The organism is Streptomyces sp. NPDC002088 (genome assembly GCF_040296605.1).
Lineage (GTDB): Bacteria > Actinomycetota > Actinomycetes > Streptomycetales > Streptomycetaceae > Streptomyces.
Genome location: NZ_JBEOXO010000035.1, coordinates 39,027 through 55,800, shown reverse-complemented (window position 1 = coordinate 55,800; position 16,774 = coordinate 39,027). Strand labels below are relative to the sequence as shown.

The following is a 16,774-nucleotide window of genomic DNA, read 5'->3' as shown; positions in this document are numbered from 1 at the left end:
CGTCAGTGGCACGACGGTGCCTGCTCACCGCCGTGGCAGTGCCCACCGTTGCTGCTGCGCGGCACGTCGAGGGTCGGGTTGCGGTCGAAGAAGCCGACCGGCTTGAGGGCGAAGCCCGTGTAGTCGACCGGCATGACCGGCCAGTCCTCGGGACGCGGGAAGTGGGTGAGACCGAAGGTGTGCCACAGCACGATGTCCTCGCCGTCGATGCTTCGGTCGGCGGCCGTCCAGGCGGGCAGTCCCGCGCCGCCCGGGTGCTGGTTGACCAGATCGCCCGCCGGGTAGCGCTCGTCGTCGGCATGCCGGGTGACCCACAGGTGACGGGTGGCGAAGGCCGCTCGGGAGGTGACGGACGCCGAGTCGTCGGCGAGCAGCGTCGGCAGTCCCTCGGGGACGAGTGCGTAACCGACCGGCTGACCCAGCCGGTTGCTGACCTCCGGATTGACGACGTGCCAGACCCTGCCCCGGCTGCCGTCGGCCTGCCGCTGCGCCTGCTGCTCGCTGTGCAGGCGGGTGACCTGCCGCCCGAAAGCGTTGCCGTGCGGGTTCTTGTCGCTCACGGGCACGCGTACGGCATCGATCTCGTCGACGGCATTGGAGTGCCCGTCGACGGCCATGTCGAGCCGGGCGGAGAAGAGGTGCTGGTGGAAGGGCGCACCCAGGCCGGGGGCGATCTCGGTCGCGAACTCCCGCCCCTGCTCCGGATATCCGGAGGTGAAGACGATGCCGGTGGCCTTGGACTCGCACTCGATGGTGCCGTCCAGGTAGAGGTACCAGTAGAAGCCGTAGTCGTAGTTGCCGACGGTGGTGAAGAACGAGATCACCAGGCGGCGCTGGCGGCGGGTCTCGTTGGAGCCCGCGAAGAGGTCGGAGTGCTTCCACAGCACTCCGTAGTCCTCCTCGTGCATGCAGATCGCGTTGCGGATGGTCCGCGGCTCGCCGTGCTCGTCGGCGACGACGACGTCCGTGTAGTGGATCTCGCCGAGGCAGTCGCAGCCCAGCTCCAGGGAGTTGGTGTAGCGGCCGAAGAGGTACTCACCCTGGTCGAAGTAGTTCTGCCAGAAGCGCACCGGGGACGGATCGGCGTACGGGACGACCATTTCCGCGATCGAGGCGCGGTGCACGACGGACCGGTCGCGGCCCTTTGCACGGTCGTGAAAGCTGATCTGGTGGAGCGTCAGTCCCTCGCGGACGTTGAAGCCGAGCCGCAGGGTCCAGTTCTCCCAGCGGACGACCCCGTCCTCGACGGTGAAGCTGACTCCCTCGGGCTGGGTGATCTCGATGGGCTTGAGGGTGCTGCGGGCCGGTCCGGTGTACGCGGGGTCCTGGAAGTTGCCGGGCTCCTCGGGCACGGGGACCAGCTCGTCGTCGATGACCTGCACGACGGTGCGTGCCGTCAGGTCGACATACGCGACCAGGCCATCGACCGGGTGGGCCCAGGGGTGGTCCTGCTCGTGGTCCTGGTGGAATCCGAAGCTGCGGACGATACGGCGGCCCGCCTCGCCCTCGTGTCCGTAGTGGCCGGCGGAGAGCGGGACCGCCCGTACGGTCGAGGCGTCCAGTCCCCGGCGGGCCAGCGCCTCCCGCCAGGCGTGGTCGGCATCGACGATCTCCTGAACGGTCTCGAACTCCTCGTCCAGGATCGGGAGTTGACCGGACTCCGTGGTGTCGATCTTCTCGAAGTGGTCCAGGGCGCCGCGGGTGACGGAGACGATCGTGTCGTACGAGGCGCCGTTCGCCCGGTCGAGGAGCAGGATCCGCAGCCGCCGGTCCACGGGGCCGCCGGGCGAGAAGGCGAGCAGTTCGGCCTTGGCCGGTTCCTCGGGAACCACGGAGACGAAACGCACGTCTGGCCCGAGGTGCCCGGCCGTGTCCAGGACGGCGCGGGCGGCGCGTATCTCGTCGGCGGTGAGCATCGCGAGGGGGTGCGCGGTCGGCGGCACGGTGAGGCCGGCGGCGACAGCGGTGTCGGTCACGGTCATGGGAGTGCTCCTGGATCTTTCGATGGTGCGGGTGGTCAGGGAACGGGGAGGGAGGGGAGGGGCTGCGGATTCAGGCGGGGACGGGAACCTCGCCGGTGCGGCGCCGGCGTTCCCGTACGACACCGAGCACGAAGGCCGCGGCCGGCACGCCGAGCAGCACGACAGCGAGGACGGTGGAACCGCCGATCAGCAGCGGGAAGTTGAGGACCGTCAAGGTCAGCAGAGCGGCCAGGCCCAGGCCGCCGAGGGCGGGCGCCCACCGAGTGTGCCAGGGACGGGTGTCGCTGCCCGTGCGGCGGAAGAACACCAGCACTGCGACGCACGTGAGCAGCATCAGGACATCGACACCCGCGGTGGCCACGCCCGCCATCCACGTGAAGATCTCGGTGATGGGATCCATCCCGGCGAGGGTGAACAGGGCGATCAGCGCGGCCGCGCTCACGGTCTGCGCCAGGGACGCCGCGTACGGCGAGTGATGGTGCGGGTGGGCGCGGCCGAGCCGCGCGGGCAGCGCCTCGCGCCCGGCGAGCGAGTGCAGATAGCGGGCGATGACGTGGTGGAAGGAGAGCACGCAGGCGAAGAGGCTTGTCACGAACAGGGCCTGGGCGAGGTGTTCGGCGAACGGCCCGAGGTAGCGGCTCACGGTCGCCATCAGCATGCCCTCCGGGTCGCGACCGGCGGCGGCCACCGCCTGCTCATCGCCCCAGGCCGACACCAGGGCCCAGCTGGAGAGGGTGTAGAAACCGCCCACGAGCGCGAGGGCCAGATAGGTGGCGCGAGGAATGGTCCGGTCGGGGTCGCGGGCCTCGCTGCGGAAGACCGCTGTGGCCTCGAAGCCGATGAACGCGGCGATGGCGAAGGTGGCGGCGAGGCCCGGCGATCCGGAGGTGAGCCGGGACGGGGTGACGAGGGCGGTGGACAGCCCGTGGTCACCACCGGTGGCCACGACCGCCATGTCCAGTACGAGGACGATGCCGACCTCGCCGATCAGCAGGGCCCCGAGTACCTTGCCGCTGAGGTCGACATGCCGGTAGCCGAGCACACCGACCAGCGCGATCATTGCGCCGGTCCACAGCCACCAGGGGATGTGCGGCCCGCCGTAGGACTGGACGAGACCGTCGAGGGCGACACCGATGTACCCGTACACCGACACCTGGACCGCCGTGTAGGTGACCAGCGCGAGGAACGCCGAACCGAGACCGGCGCGCAGGCCGAGCCCCTTGTCGACGTACGCGTAGAACGCCCCCGCCTCACGCACGTGTCGCGCCATCGCACAGAAACCGACCGCGAACAGCAGCAGCACCACGCAGCAGACGGCGAACGCCGCGGGATACGCGGAACCATTGCCCAGGGCGATGCCCAGCGGCACGCTGCCGCCCACGACGGTCAGCGGCGCGGCGGCCGCCAGGACCATCAGCACGATCGAAGCGGTACCGAGAGAGCCGCGCAGACCGGGGCGGGCGGCATCGTCCCCGTCGGCGGTTGCGCGGGGTGAACTCGCCGTACTGCTCACGGTGCCTCCTGGATGATCGGCGGGAGTCGGCCTGCCCGGCAGTCTCAACGCCTCCCATTGCCGCTCCGTCACACCTCCGTCACGGACCGCGGCACACCGAACGGGAATGCTCCGTGCGGGATTTCCCGTTCGGGAACACGCCCGCGCAATGCAGAGCTCATACGCCGGAAACATGACGCCTTTACCGTGCCGGTCGGCACCACCGGCACCACCGGCACCAGGAGGACAGCGATGAGCGCCACCAGCACGGCGACACAGGCCTCTTCGCCCCCGGTGCTGCGCGGCCGCTCTCCCGTCGCGGGCCTCGACCGCCGTTCCCTCGGACCGCTGCCGGTGCTCGCCCAGTCCGTCTCGGCCGTGGCCCCGGCCGCCGCGATGGCCGCCACTCCCGCCCTGGTCACCGCGGATGCGGGCACCTCCGCGCTGTGGTCGGTGGCGCTCGCCGCGCTGCTGGCGCTGCTGGTCTCGGTGTGCGTACGGACCTTCTCGATCCGGATGGCCGCGCCGGGCGCCCTCTACAGCTTCACCGCCAAGGGCCTGGGCCCCGCTGCGGCCTTTGCCTGCGGATGCGCCTTGCTGATCGGCTACGGTGTGCTGGCCATGGGCGCCCTGACGGGCGCCGGACTGTATGCAGGGCAGCTGTTCGCGCGGCTGGGCATGACGGCCGGTCCGCCCGAACTGCTGGTCGCCCTCGTACTGTTGACGGTCGGCATCCTCACCGCGTACTTCCTCGTCAGGGGAGTGCGGCTGTCCGCGGGCCTCGCTCTGTGCCTGGAGGCCGCGTCGATCGTCCTGGCCCTGGCATTCTTCGCCGTGCTCCTCGTACGCCAGGGCCCGCACCCCGACATGCGTCAACTGAAGCCACCCGATGCGAGTCCGGCGGCGCTCGCCTCGGTCGTGGCGGGCGCACTGCCCGCGTTCGGCGCGTTCATCGGCTTCGAGAGCGCCACAGTGCTGGGCGCGGAGGCACGCCGGCCGTTTCTCGTCGTGGGACGGGCCGTGCGGTGGACCGTCGTGTGCTCCGCCGGCCTGTATCTGCTGGCGACCTACACCCAAGTGCTGGCGGCAGGAAGCAACGGTGTCCTGTCCCCACTGGGCGAGTTCCCCGACCACCATTCCGCGGTGCGGCTGCCCGTCCTGCTCGACCTCGGCATCGCCATCTCGTTCTTCGCCTGCGCCGTGGCCTCCGGCACCGCATTGGTACGTCTGTTGTTCTCGATGGGCCGCGAACGCATGACACCGCGCCAGCTGGGCAGGACGCATCCCACGCACGGCACGCCGCACATCGCGGTCTCCTTCGTGCTGCCCATCCTGGTGCTGGTCCCGCTCGGCCTGCTCGCCACGGGTCTCGAACTGTCCACAGTGTTCACCCTGTTGCTGAACCTGTGCACCTACGGATTCCTCACCGCCTACGCTCTCGTGTGCGTGGCCGCACCGGCGTTCCTGCACCGCATCGGCGAGCTCACCCGGGCCCCGGTGGCCGCAGCCGCAGTCTGTGTGCCGTTCCTGCTGCTCGTCCTCGCCGCCCACGCCCGGCTCAACGTGTCCGCGGGCAACGCCCTGCTGCCCGGTCTCTTCGCGGTGCTGATGGGCGCGGGAATGGTCTGGTTCCTGCTGGCCCGCCGACGTGATCCGGAGCGCGTCGGGGCGATCGGGGTGTACGACGAGACGAGCGCGCAGGACATTCTGCACCATGTGGACAGCCGGCGGGCGCGGTGAGCGGTGATGCCCTGCCCCTGAGCGGGCGCCAGCCCCGCGCCATACGGAACACGCTCGCCGTACTGCAGCACGTGGCAGCAGCCGGACCGGGCGTCACCGCCAAGGAGATCTCCACCGAACTGCGGCTGGCATCCGCCACGACGTACCGGCTCCTCAATCTGCTGGTCGAGGAGGAATACCTCGTACGGATGCCCGATCTGCGCGGCTTCGCCGTGGGCCGCAACGTCGTCGGCCTCGCGGGGCCGCGCCCGGTCCCCGCGGTGCCCGCGGCCGCGCACGCCGTGGTCTCCCGGCTGCGCGGGCATATACGGTTCGGGGTCCACCTGGCCGGATACGCCGATGGGCACATCTACTTCACCGATCCGGACCCGGATCACCCGCCGACCGACGCCGGCGTCCTTACCCGCCACCCACACGCCTCGGCCCTCGGCAAACTACTCCTCGCCGAAGGACAAGAGCTGCCCGCCCACCTGCCCGCGCTGACGCGGCACACCCTCACCACGCCTGCGTCCCTCGCCGCCGAACTCGACCGTGTCCGCGCCGAAGGAATCGCCGAGCAGCGGTGCGAACTCGATCCGCACCATGCCTGCCTGGCCGTGCCCGTCCACAGCGCCGCCACCGGCCGCCTGGCCGCGGCTCTCGCCGTCTGCGGCACTCCCGACCGGCTCGGCGATCCGGGCACCGACCTGGTCGACCGACTGCGGCAATGCGCGAAGGAGCTGACATCCTTGGTGGTCTGAACGGAGGGCTGTGGAGCCCACCGCAATTCCCGCCCGGCGCCGTCGTTCTCCGCGCCACCGTCGCCTTCCGGGTCGCCGTCCGCCGCCCGCTCCCCGTCCCGTCCGGCCGCGCGCGCATCCGGCTCCGCGGCGGCCGTGACTCAGCCGGTACAGACCGGTGCGGGGGACACCCTGAGGCAGCGCCGCCGCCGTCCGCGGAGGAGCGGTATCCCGTGGACGCCGCCGGGGTCGGTGGAGACGTTCATGGCTTGGTCATCCGGTCCCCGAACAGCTTCTTCCACTCGTCGTAGGCGGCGCGCTCCTGGCTCTCGTCCTCCAGGTCGACCGCCCATTCTGCGATGGCGCGGGCCCGGTTGAGCGCGTGGGCCGCGGCGAGTTTCTGAGTCGCGTTCATGACGGCGTTGACGTCACCGCCCAGGCCGGCGGGGTCGGGCCACTCGTCGCCGATGCGTTCGGCGGCGGTGGCCAGGAACAGCACGATCTCGTCCTGGTAGCGCCCTATCGGCGGTTTCACGAGCGACTGGGCCATGACCTCCAGCAGGAGCCCCGGCAGCGAGCCGCCCTCACGCAGGGGCGTGATGTAGCGGGTCGCGATGACTTCCTTGAGCAACGCCCCAGGTTACTGGGGCGTTCGCCGCCGGCGGACCGCGACCGCTCCCGATCGCGCGCGGATGGCGGCGCGATCTGAACAGCGGGTCCGCCCCGGCCGTACTGCTGTGCAGATCACTGGGCACCCGTACGGTGTGCAGATCACGAGGCATCCAGGGAAGGGAACGTCAGCATGACCAGCGAATCGCTTCAGCCCGTCGCCGGCCCCAGCCGCCGCACCGTCGTGGCGACGGTCGGGGCGGCCGGGATCGCCGTCGCGCTGACCGCGTGCGGGTCGGGAGACTCGGACGACAAGGACACCTCCGGCTCCGCGGGCACCGCCGGCACCGTCCTCGCGAAGACCTCGGACATCCCGGAGGGCGGCGGCAAGATATTCACGGACCCGGCCGTGGTGGTCACGCAGCCGACGGCGGGCACGTTCAAGGCGTTCTCGTCGAACTGCACGCACAAGGGGTGTCCGGTGACCAGCGTGGCCGACGGCGTGATCGTCTGCCCGTGTCACCACAGCGAGTTCTCCATCGAGGACGGCAGTGTCAAGAAGGTCCCGGCGACGAAGCCGCTGCCCGCCGTCGAGATCACCGTGTCCGGGGACGAGATCAAGCTGGCCTGAGCGCCGTCAACCGCGTCCGGCCCGCCGTGGCCGCTTGAGGCAGCCGAGTACCTCGTCGGTGGTCGCCAGGGTCGCCACCAGGGCGAGCGTGTTGCGGATCATCGCGGGGGTGTAGTCGGAGGGCACCCCCGCGATGGCGTCCGTCGGCACGACGGCTGTGTAGCCGCGGTTGACCGCGTCGAAGACGGCATTGGGGATGGCCACGTTGGCCGAGACACCGGTGACGATCAGCGTGCGGCAGCCGAGGTTGCGCAGCAGCGCGTCGACATCGGTGCCCTGCAGGGGCGACAGGCCGTGCAGGCGCCGTACGACGAAGTCCGCCTCGGCGACCTCGATCGGGGGCGCGACGCGCACCGCGGTGGTCCCGGTCAGCTGCTGGACGGGGAGTCGTTCGGCGGCGCGGAAGAGGCGGGCGTTGCGGCTGGCGCCCCGGCCGTCCGGGCGGCGCTCGGCGACGGCGTGGATCACCTGGATCCCGCTCTCGTGCGCGGCGGCGACCAGCCGGGCGACGTTGGCGAGGGCGCCCGACGACCGTGCCGCCCGGGCGAGTTCGGGCAGCGCGCTGTCGGGTCCGACGACGCCCTGCTGGCATTCGACGGTGAGCAGCACCGTACTCGCGGGGTCGAGGAGTTCGCTGAGCTGTTCGTACGACGGCATGACGCATCCTTGTCGCCGACGGTGTGGGGCGGGCGAGACTAGCCACCATTGCGCGGGGACGGAAGACGAACCATTCTTTTCTGACGTGATGTCAGAGGATCTCTCCATCTCGGGGAGGACCTCCTCTGGCACGACGTGAGAGAAGAAGAGGGGGCCGTATGACCGTCACTCAGCGCCGGGGCCGCAGGATCATGATGACACCGGGTGAGCTGGACGAGTTCCTCGCCAGCCAGCGCACCTGCCGGGTCGCCACCGTGTCGGTGGACGGCGCGCCGCACGTCAGCACGTTGTGGTTCGCGTGGGACGGCACCTCGCTGTGGCTGTACTCGGTGGTGCGCAGCAAGCGCTGGACCGACCTGCGCCGTGATCCCCGGGTGGCGATCGTGGTCGACACGGGCGAGGAGTACGACGAGCTGCGCGGCGTCGAGCTGTCCGGGGCGGTGGAGTTCGTCGGCGAGAGCCCGCGCACCGGGGAGCTGCGCGCGGAACTCGACGTCCCGGAGACCCTGTTCGCCCGCAAGAACTTCGGTCTGGAGGAGATGCCGCACGACGGCCGGCACGCGTGGGTGCGGCTGACGCCCGAGAAGATCGTGTCCTGGGACTTCCGCAAGCTGGGCGCCGCATAGGGGCGTTCAGCCGACGCGCTCCGCCGACGCCCGCAGCGCCTCGACCGCCGCGCGGATCGACGGGCGGCGGTCGGCGTCCGCGCGCCAGACCACGTACACGTGCCGCCGCACCCGCTGCCGGAGCGGGACGGTGACGACCCCGGGCGGCATCGGGTGCCGGCCCAGCAGGGGCGCGATGCACACTCCCAGTCCGGCCGCGACCAGTCCGAGCTGGGTGTGCGTCTCGCCGGCGCGGTGGCCGACGATCGGCTCGATGCCGCGCGAGCGCAGGGTGTACATCAGCCACTCGTGGCAGAACTCGCCCTCGCCCCAGGTGATCCACTCGTCCTCGGCGAACTCCCCGAGGTCCACCTCGTCCCGCCCGGCGAGCGGATGGCCGGCCGGCAGGGCCACGTCGGCGGGGTCGTCGAGGATCGGCGCCGTCACCAGGCCGTCGGGCACCGGCATCGGCTTGTTGTACCAGTCGAGTACGACCGCCAGGTCGAGGTCGCCGCGCAGCACGGCGGCGATCCCGGCCTCGGGTTCCAGCTCGCACGAGCGCACCCGCAGTGCCGGGTGCTCGGCGCGCAGTGCGGCGAGCGCGGTGGGGAACAGCCCGCGTGCGGCGGTCGGGAACGCCGACAGCCTGAGCTCGCCCACGACCTGCCCGCGCTGCGCCTCCAGGTCGGACTGGGCGAGCTGCACCTGCGACAGGATGCGCGCCGCGTGGTCGGCGAGCAGCCGGCCCGCGTCCGTCAGCCGTACCCCCCGGCCGTGCTTGGCCAGCAGTTGCTGCCCGACCTCGCGCTCCAGCTTGGCCATCTGCTGGGAGACGGCCGACGTGGTGATGTGCAGCCCTTCGGCCGCCCCGCTGACGGAGCCGTGCCGGGCGAGGGCGTCGAGGGTGCGTAGCCGCTCCAGGTTCAACATGTAAGCGATGCTACGAGATATCGGGCGCCAAATCTCGATTGTGCTACGAGATTTTCCTCTGCATTGTTACCCCCATGAGCACCGTCACCGTCACCGTCACCCGGAAGTCCGTTCCCACCACTCCCCGCCCGCGCCGCGCCCTGGACTGGCGCCTGCGCTTCGGCGCCCTGTCGCTGATCTGGGGCTTCAGCTTCCTCCTCATCAAGGTGGGCACCGAGGGGTACGCCCCCTTCCAGGTCACGCTCGGCCGGCTGGTGTTCGGGACGGCGGTGCTCGCGGCGGCCATGGCCGTCAAGGGCGAACGGCTCCCGCGTGGCGGGCGGACCTGGACGCATCTGGCGGTCGCCGCCTTCCTGCTCAACGCGCTGCCCTTCTCCCTCTTCGCCTACGCGGAGCTGACGATCCCGTCCACGCTGGCGGGCATCTGCAACGCCTCCTCGCCGCTGTGGGGCATGGCCCTCTCCCTGGTCGCCCTCTCCGAGGACCGTCCGACCCGGCTCAGGGTCGCCGGTCTCGGCCTCGGCTTCCTCGGCGTCCTGACCGTGCTCGGCGCCTGGCAGGGCTTCCACGGCCTGGACGCTACGGGCACGGCGATGGCCCTGCTGGCATCCCTCAGCTACCCGATCGGCTGGATCTACGTCCGCCGCACGCTGGCCGGGTCCACCCACTCGCACCTTTCCCTGACCGGCGCCCAGTTGCTGCTGGCGACCGTCCAACTGGCCGTCGTCACCCCGCTGTTCACCACCGTGCCGACGCACTTCGCGCTCGTGCCCCTGCTGGCGATCGCCGCACTGGGCACCCTCGGCACCGGGCTCGCCGTCCTCATCCAGTACGGACTGGTCGCCGAAGTCGGCCCGACGACCGCCCAGATGGTCACGTACTTCATCCCGGTCATCGCCACGGCCGCGGGCGTCGCGATCCTCGGCGAGTCGCTGAGCTGGTCGACGCCGGTCGGAGCGGCGATCGTGCTGGCGGGCGCGGCGCTGACACAGGTCCGCGCCAAGGCGTAGCGCTCTCCCGGCCGGCCCGGAGGGCAGGCACTCAGACGTATCCGCGCACCGGAGCCGGACCCACCGCGGAGGCGACCGCGTCCGCCAGGGGTCCGGTGTCGTCCGCGGTCAGAGTCGAGACGGTGATCCGGATGCCGGGCGGCGCGCTCATCCGGAAGCGCGCGCCGGGTGCGACCGCCCAGCCGGCGTGCAGGAGCCGGGAGACGGCTCCGGTCTCGTCGGGGACCGGGATCCAGACGTTCATGCCGCTGCGCCCATGAGCCTCGATCCCCCGCTCGGCGAGCGCGCCGATCAGCGCGCCCCGGCGCCGGCCGTACGCCGCCGCGACCGCCGGTGCGTCCACCGCACCGTCGGTCCACAGCCGCAGCACGGCCCGCTGGGTGATCCGGCTGACCCAGCCGGGCCCGAGCCGCTGCCGGCCACGGACCCGGTCGAGAGTGACGGCGTCCCCGGTGAGCACCGCGAGCCGCAGGTCGGGGCCGTACGCCTTGGCGACCGAGCGGACGAAGGCCCAGCTCCGGGTGGTGCCGGCGAGGGGGTGCAGGGGGAGGTCGACGATGCGGTGGCCGTGGTCGTCCTCGAGGAGGAGGGTGTCGGGGTACTGGCGGAGTACGGAACGCAGGGCACGCGCGCGTGCGGCGCTCACCGCGGCACCGGTGGGGTTCTGGGCCCGGTCCGTGACGATCAGGGCGCGCGCTCCGGAGTCCAGGGCCCGGCGTACGGCGTCCGGGAGCGGGCCTTCGTCGTCGACGCCGACGGCAGCCGTGCGCAGGCCGAGCGCCGGGACGAGGTCGAGCAGGCTGCCCCAGCCGGGGTCCTCGACGGCGACCGTGTCACCGGGTTTGAGGTGCGCCGCGAGGACCCGCTCGACGGCGTCCAGCGAACCGGAGGTGACGGCGAGTGGACCGTCCGGCACCCCGTCGGCGTCAAGGTCGGCCCGCGCGATCCGCACCAGCTCGGGCTCCACCGGATCGTCGCCGTACAGCACCGGCTCGCGGTCGGCCTGTCCGGCGGCCGCGGCGAACGCGGAGGCGAGCGGCGGCAGCAGGGCCGGATCCGGGTTGCCGTCGGCCACGTCCCGCACTCCCTCCGGCGCCTCCACCCGGATGTGCTCGCGCCCCGTGGTGGCCGGCTTGGCCCGCACCCGGCTGCCCCGTCGCCCGGCGGTCTCGATGACCCCGCGCTCGCGCAGGGTGCGGTAGGCGGCCGCGACGGTGTTCGGGTTCACCTCGAGCCGCTCGGCCAACTCCCTCATGGGTGGCAGCAGTTGACCGGGTTGCAGGTCACCGGCGCCCACCGCGCGCTCGACGCTCGCCGAAATCTCCGCTGCGCGCCGACCTTGGATCGGATATTCTCCTAGCACAAAGCCGATTATGCACTAGTACAATGGAGAGCGCCATGCAGGGGACCCCGCAGACGCCGTCGCAGCCCGCCGCCTACAGCCCGACCGACCGCACGGTCCCCACGCGTGCCGCGCAGAAGGCGTCGTACGACAAGGAACTCGTGCACGCGATACTCGACGAGGGCTACGTCTGCCATCTCGGGTTCGTCCGCGACGGCGCACCGGTGGTACTGCCCACCTTGTACGGCCGGGTCGGCGAGCGGCTCTATGTGCACGGCTCGACGGGATCGCGTCCACTGCGGATGACGGGGGAGGCCGACCCGGGGCTGCCGGTGTGCCTCACGGTCACCCACGTCGACGCGCTGATCCTGGCCCGCTCGGCCTTCCACCACTCCATCAACTACCGCTCGGTGGTGGTGCACGGCATCGCGCACGACGTGACGGACCCCGAGGAGAAGCGGCAGGCACTCGATGCCCTCGTCGACCACGTCGTACCCGGCCGCGCCGCCGACTCCCGGCCCGCGAACAAGAAGGAGCTGGCCGCCACCGCCGTGATCCGCCTCGACCTGAACGAGGTCTCCGCCAAGCTGCGCACGGGCGGTGTGAACGACGAGCCCGAGGACCTCGCCCTCCCGCACTGGGCCGGCGTCGTCCCCCTGCGCAAGGGCTACGACGCCCCGCTCGCCGACCCCGACCTGGCGTCCGGCACCGAGGTCCCGGACTATCTGGCGGTGCTGTGATGCTGATCCATCCCTGGGACGCGCCCCGTGACGACACCGAGTGGCAGGGGTGGCTGGCGGCACACGACTTCGGGCAGCTCGCGGTCAACGGCCTCCCGGGCGAGCCCCCGCACATCCAGCCCCTGCACTTCGCCTACGACCCCGAGCGCGCCGAGGCGGTCACCCATCTCGCCCGTCCCAACCCGCTCTGGGCGGCACTGGAGGCGAACCCGGACGTCGTGCTGAGCGTCGTCGATGACTACGTCTTCGTGCCCGGCCCCTGGCAGGCGCCGCCGGACGGCCCGTCCGAGCACGGCACACCGACGAGCTTCTACGCTGCGGTCCAACTCCGCTGCACGGCCCATGTCGTGGACGACGCGGCCCACAAGGCCGAGCTGCTCAACCGCCAGCTGGGCCACTTCCAGCCGGAGGGCGGCTCCGCGCGGGCCACGGTCGGCGAGGCGCCGTACGGCCGCCTGCTGTCCGGCATCCGCGGGCTGCGGCTCGAAGTGACGGGCGTACGGGCGAAGTTCAAGTACGCGGGGAAAAAGCCGGGCGAGGTCCAGGACCGGATCGCGACCGAGCTGGCGGCCCGCGGCGGCCCGGGCGACGCGACCGCACGCGAACACCTGCTGCGCAGGCGGGCGGGCTGACTGCGGGGCTCCTCCGGGGAGGGGTCCTCCTTGCTGATGGGCCTTTCCGGGGGGAGCCCTGCTGGTGAAGGGCCCCTCCCCCGGGCTTGCGGTGGCCCCGCCGACGCCGCCACGCGCGAACACCTGCCGCACGAACGGGCGCGCCGACCGAGGGGCCCTCCGGCGAAGGGCCCCTCCTCCGCGTCAGACCGGCGTCGCCGCGCCCCGTGCCTCCGCCAGCGCGAGGCCCGTGACCGAGCCGAGCATCAGCAGGGTGCCGGCGAGGGTCGCGGGGGTGAGCCGTTCGCCGAGCAGGGCGACGGCGAGGACCGCCGCGCCGACCGGCTCCAGCAGCATGATCACGGAGACGGTGGCGGACCGTACGACGGCCGCGCCCGCGAAGTAGAGGGCGTACGCGAGGGCCGTGGGGACGGCCGCGATGTACGCCAGCAGCCACAGGATCCGGCCGGGGTCGGCGGTGTGCGGTACCAGCCCCTCGGCCAGGGCGAACGGCAGCAGGCACAGGCTGGTGACCGCGAACGCGCCCACCGACGCATCCGCGGCGTCCACCGCGCCGCCGCGGCCCCACCAGCGCGTGAACAGGGTCATCGCGCTGTAGCCGGCGGCCGACACCAGCGCGAGCAGCACGCCCCAGGGGCGTACGGTCGTGCCTCCGCCGCCGGCCACGAGCACCCCGAGCCCGGCGAGCGCCCCAGCAACGGCGGTGGCCCCGCCGCGGCCGAGCCGCTCCCCCATGGTCAGCCGTGCGCCGAGTGCGATGAGGACTGGGCCGGCGCCGAGCGTGACGACCGTGGCGACGGCGAGGCCGGTGGCGGAGACGGCCGCGAAGTAGGCCGTCTGGAACACCGCGAGCCCCACACCGGTGACCCCGGCGCGCAGCGCCTTGTGGCGCAGTGACAGCGGTGCGGCGGTACGGGCTCGCGGACGCAGGCGGCGGGCGGCGAGCAGCAGGACGAGCCCGGCCGCGCAGCGCCAGAACGACAGGGTGACGGCGCCGAGGTCACTGGCCCGGTAGACGAGAGAGGCGGCCGCGCCCGCGGTGCCCCACGCGAAACCGGCGACGATCAGATACAGCAGGCCTCGCCCGACGGGCAGGCCGGAAACAGTAGTGGACATGCGTTCTCTCCGCAGACGCGCAGCGAAAGTGCGCGGAAGTTCGGGAAAGGACCCCGGCTCAGCGAGGGTCCGCGGACTTCGTCTGCGGGCAGCACCGTTCGGCCCGGCGACGTGCCGGGCGGATTACCGGAGGGCCCGCCTCAGGCGGCCGGGGGCGGAAGAACGAGTGCACGCGAAGGCATGATCCGCACCTTATGCCGCCGTTCCGCGGGCCGACAACTCCCTTTCGGGCGTGCCGCTCGCCACCGGCTCCGCCGAGCCCTTGGCGGGCGTGGACGACTGCGCGATGAACGCGCCGACCAGTACGAGGGCACCACCCGCGATCTGCGGCGCGGAAAGGTGCTCGCCGAGCAGTACCCAGGCCAGGACGGTCGCGATGACCGCCTCCAGGCAGGCCACCACGCCCGCGACCTGCGGGGAGAGCCGGCGCACGGAGAGCACGCCGGTGATGTACGCGACGACCGTGGCGACGAGCACGATCCAGGCCAGCAGCAGCCAGGCCGGGACCGGGGTGCCGTCCATCCGCGCGCTGTGCGCGAGCACGGACCAGTCCATATTCCAGGGGCGGGCGACGACGGTCAGCACGGCGGCACCGCCGAGGAGGCCGTAGGCGATGACGCCGAGCGGGTCGGGAACCTCTTCGCCGGAGTCGCTGCCCTGGTCGGACAGGACGAAGTACCCGACCTGGCAGCAGGCGGCGCCGAGCGCGAGAAGCAGTCCGAGGACGTCGAAGCTCAGTCCCGACCACACCTCGACGACACAGGCGAGCCCACCGGCCGCGAGGACCACACCGAGCGCCGCGGCGCGCGTCACCGGCCGCCGCTGCACGAACCGCACCCAGCCGAGGACCAGGGCGGGTGCGAGGTATTCGACCAGCAGGGCGACCCCGACCGGGATCCGGGAGATGGCGGCGAAGTAGCAGGCCTGGACGCCGGCCACGGCGAGCAGGGCGAATCCGGCGAGCAGCGCGGGTCGGCGGCGCACCAGGGCGCGGTGACGCACCGCGAGGGGCAGCATCACCAGGGCCGCGCCGGCGACCCGCAGCCACACCACATGCAGCGGGTCGAGGCCCGCCTCGATCAACGGCTTGGCCGCGACTCCGGATCCGCCGAAGGCCAGCGCCGACGCGAGCGCCAGACCCAGTCCGACGCCCTTTCCGCGGTCGGCCCGACCGCCCTCTGTCATATGCACCGGCACATGATGACAGGCGATGACATGAGCGTCACCCCCGATGACACCTGTCTCACCGGCTGGACGCGCGGCCCTTCACCAGGTCACGGGTCACGGGCCATGGGTCACCAGGCCGCCTCGCCACCCCCGACGTACTCCTCCAGGCCGCCGTCGATCCGGGCGGTCACCTCGCGCGGGTCGACGCCGGCGCGGGCCAGCACCTCCACGGCCCGCGCCTGCGGGTCGACGACGATCGCCGCGAGCAGGTCCACACCGCGGGCCGGTTCGCCGCCGCGCAGCGCGGCGCGTGCGCAGGCGTCCTCCATGACACCCGCGGCCAGCGGCGAGAAACCCTCGGCCGCCGCCTCCGTCACCACGGGCAGGGCGCCGGAGTCCTCGACACCGCCCTGCCAGCGCAGGCCGTAGCCGATGCTGCGCTGGACGAGATAGCCGAGCAGGCGGGCGATCTGCGGCCCTTCGCCGAAGACGGCGCGCGCCTCGGGGTCGGATTCCAGGAGCGAGTGGAGCAGATGGGCGGTGTCGATCTGGCGGTCCCCGTCCCGGAGCGCCCTGCGCCGGGCACCGGCGACCACCGCCGCCAGTTCGACACTGAGCCCGGCCTCGCCGTCGGCGCGACGGATGCCCTGGTCGCTGGTCGACTGCCGGGAATTACGGGGTTGCACATCTCCTAGCTCATCAGCCCCTGCGGATCCGGACATCCCCGGCGCGAAGCATTCTCGCGTCCCACGCAGAGTGGACAACGCGGGCGGGAATCTCCTCCTTACGGATGAGATCACGCCGTTTCTCCCGGAGGGGCGCGCGCCGCCTTGCTCCGCAATTTTTTTCTGACGGTTCATCAGTATTGAATGTTCGGGGCTCTGCGGCTACGTTCCGCGACACCGTAGCCCGACACGAAGAGGTGGTCGCATGGCCGAAGTCAGCGCGGAGGCACGCATCCAGGCCCCCGCCGAGAAGGTGTGGGCACAGCTCACGGACTGGTCCGCCTACGGCGAATGGAACGCGACCCACACCAACTTCCCCAAGGGCGGTCCACAGACCCTCGAAGTGGGCGCCACGTTCCAGGAGAACATGAAGCTGATGGGCTTCCCGGCGGAGGTCGAGTGGACCGTCGAGGAACTGGAGCCGGCCCGCGTGCTCGCCATCCGCGGCAAGGGCCCGATGGCGGTGACCGTAGCCACGCGCTACACGCTCACGCCCGACGGCGACGCCACGACGGTCCGCATGGACGGAGAGTTCACGGGCGCCGCCGTCTCGCTGATGGCAGGCAAGCTGAAGGACTCGGCGACGGCCGCGCTCAACGAGTCACTGCGCAAGCTGGACGGGCTGGTGACCTGAGGGGCGCGCGCAGAGGCGCCCCGCGGAGTGCTCCGCGGGGCGC

17 protein-coding genes are annotated in these 16,774 nt (G+C 72.0%); 8 read left to right on the top strand and 9 right to left on the bottom strand.

Annotated features, from left to right (window positions below; all coding sequences use genetic code 11):
• Nucleotides 1–2: 2 nt before the first annotated feature.
• Together ABT114_RS43800 and ABT114_RS43795 are read right to left on the bottom strand one after the other, a co-directional pair.
• A complete protein-coding gene (locus tag ABT114_RS43800; protein ID WP_351150966.1) occupies nucleotides 3–1,982 on the bottom strand; it encodes a primary-amine oxidase in 1,980 nt (659 codons plus the stop codon).
• A gap of 70 nt (nucleotides 1,983–2,052) precedes the next feature.
• A complete protein-coding gene (locus tag ABT114_RS43795; RefSeq protein ID WP_351150963.1) occupies nucleotides 2,053–3,495 on the bottom strand; it encodes an APC family permease in 1,443 nt (480 codons plus the stop codon).
• Nucleotides 3,496–3,726: 231 nt separating this feature from the next.
• On the opposite strand from ABT114_RS43795, the gene ABT114_RS43790 reads away from it, so the two are divergent.
• Both ABT114_RS43790 and ABT114_RS43785 read left to right on the top strand, forming a co-directional pair.
• Nucleotides 3,727–5,214, top strand: coding sequence for an APC family permease (locus ABT114_RS43790; RefSeq protein ID WP_351150960.1), 1,488 nt, complete (start codon nucleotides 3,727–3,729; stop codon nucleotides 5,212–5,214).
• Nucleotides 5,211–5,954: an IclR family transcriptional regulator gene (locus tag ABT114_RS43785; protein ID WP_351150957.1), complete on the top strand. Its 744-nt coding sequence runs from the start codon at nucleotides 5,211–5,213 to the stop codon at nucleotides 5,952–5,954. The genes ABT114_RS43790 and ABT114_RS43785 overlap by 4 nt, the downstream gene beginning before the upstream one ends.
• 241 nt (nucleotides 5,955–6,195) lie before the next feature.
• On the opposite strand, the gene ABT114_RS43780 is transcribed toward ABT114_RS43785, so the two are convergent.
• Nucleotides 6,196–6,564: a hypothetical protein gene (locus tag ABT114_RS43780; RefSeq protein WP_351151060.1), complete on the bottom strand. Its 369-nt coding sequence runs from the start codon at nucleotides 6,562–6,564 to the stop codon at nucleotides 6,196–6,198.
• A gap of 171 nt (nucleotides 6,565–6,735) precedes the next feature.
• Between ABT114_RS43780 and ABT114_RS43775 the strand changes: the two genes are divergently transcribed.
• The gene (locus ABT114_RS43775; protein WP_351150955.1) at nucleotides 6,736–7,173 is read left to right on the top strand and encodes a Rieske (2Fe-2S) protein; all 438 of its coding nucleotides are present in this window, start codon (nucleotides 6,736–6,738) and stop codon (nucleotides 7,171–7,173) included.
• A gap of 6 nt (nucleotides 7,174–7,179) precedes the next feature.
• Here ABT114_RS43775 and ABT114_RS43770 read toward each other — a convergent pair whose 3' ends face one another.
• The gene (locus ABT114_RS43770; protein ID WP_351150952.1) at nucleotides 7,180–7,830 is read right to left on the bottom strand and encodes a cysteine hydrolase family protein; all 651 of its coding nucleotides are present in this window, start codon (nucleotides 7,828–7,830) and stop codon (nucleotides 7,180–7,182) included.
• Nucleotides 7,831–7,988: 158 nt separating this feature from the next.
• On the opposite strand from ABT114_RS43770, the gene ABT114_RS43765 reads away from it, so the two are divergent.
• Nucleotides 7,989–8,456, top strand: coding sequence for a pyridoxamine 5'-phosphate oxidase family protein (locus tag ABT114_RS43765; RefSeq protein ID WP_351150949.1), 468 nt, complete (start codon nucleotides 7,989–7,991; stop codon nucleotides 8,454–8,456).
• Nucleotides 8,457–8,462: 6 nt separating this feature from the next.
• On the opposite strand, the gene ABT114_RS43760 is transcribed toward ABT114_RS43765, so the two are convergent.
• Nucleotides 8,463–9,365, bottom strand: a complete 903-nt coding sequence (locus ABT114_RS43760) for a LysR family transcriptional regulator (protein ID WP_351150946.1) — start codon at nucleotides 9,363–9,365, stop codon at nucleotides 8,463–8,465.
• 74 nt (nucleotides 9,366–9,439) lie between these two features.
• Here ABT114_RS43760 and ABT114_RS43755 point away from each other — a divergent pair, with 74 nt between their 5' ends.
• On the top strand, nucleotides 9,440–10,375 hold the full coding sequence (locus tag ABT114_RS43755; RefSeq protein WP_351150943.1) for a DMT family transporter: 936 nt from the start codon (nucleotides 9,440–9,442) through the stop codon (nucleotides 10,373–10,375).
• 31 nt (nucleotides 10,376–10,406) lie between these two features.
• Here ABT114_RS43755 and ABT114_RS43750 read toward each other — a convergent pair whose 3' ends face one another.
• Nucleotides 10,407–11,738 (bottom strand): aminotransferase class I/II-fold pyridoxal phosphate-dependent enzyme, encoded by a 1,332-nt coding sequence (locus ABT114_RS43750; RefSeq protein WP_351150940.1) that lies wholly within the window; start codon nucleotides 11,736–11,738, stop codon nucleotides 10,407–10,409.
• Nucleotides 11,739–11,773: 35 nt separating this feature from the next.
• Between ABT114_RS43750 and ABT114_RS43745 the strand changes: the two genes are divergently transcribed.
• Nucleotides 11,774–12,457 (top strand): pyridoxamine 5'-phosphate oxidase family protein, encoded by a 684-nt coding sequence (locus tag ABT114_RS43745; RefSeq protein ID WP_351150937.1) that lies wholly within the window; start codon nucleotides 11,774–11,776, stop codon nucleotides 12,455–12,457.
• Nucleotides 12,457–13,089, top strand: a complete 633-nt coding sequence (locus ABT114_RS43740; protein WP_351150934.1) for an FMN-binding negative transcriptional regulator — start codon at nucleotides 12,457–12,459, stop codon at nucleotides 13,087–13,089. The genes ABT114_RS43745 and ABT114_RS43740 overlap by 1 nt, the downstream gene beginning before the upstream one ends.
• 183 nt (nucleotides 13,090–13,272) lie before the next feature.
• On the opposite strand, the gene ABT114_RS43735 is transcribed toward ABT114_RS43740, so the two are convergent.
• The 3 genes from ABT114_RS43735 to ABT114_RS43725 form a co-directional block, all read right to left on the bottom strand.
• A complete protein-coding gene (locus ABT114_RS43735; protein WP_351150931.1) occupies nucleotides 13,273–14,205 on the bottom strand; it encodes a DMT family transporter in 933 nt (310 codons plus the stop codon).
• Nucleotides 14,206–14,397: 192 nt separating this feature from the next.
• Nucleotides 14,398–15,390: an EamA family transporter gene (locus ABT114_RS43730; protein ID WP_502988501.1), complete on the bottom strand. Its 993-nt coding sequence runs from the start codon at nucleotides 15,388–15,390 to the stop codon at nucleotides 14,398–14,400.
• Between the two features lie 110 nt (nucleotides 15,391–15,500).
• The gene (locus ABT114_RS43725) at nucleotides 15,501–16,058 is read right to left on the bottom strand and encodes a Clp protease N-terminal domain-containing protein (RefSeq protein WP_351150925.1); all 558 of its coding nucleotides are present in this window, start codon (nucleotides 16,056–16,058) and stop codon (nucleotides 15,501–15,503) included.
• A 244-nt stretch (nucleotides 16,059–16,302) separates the two neighbouring features.
• On the opposite strand from ABT114_RS43725, the gene ABT114_RS43720 reads away from it, so the two are divergent.
• Nucleotides 16,303–16,731: a type II toxin-antitoxin system Rv0910 family toxin gene (locus tag ABT114_RS43720; protein ID WP_351150922.1), complete on the top strand. Its 429-nt coding sequence runs from the start codon at nucleotides 16,303–16,305 to the stop codon at nucleotides 16,729–16,731.
• Nucleotides 16,732–16,774: the final 43 nt, after the last annotated feature.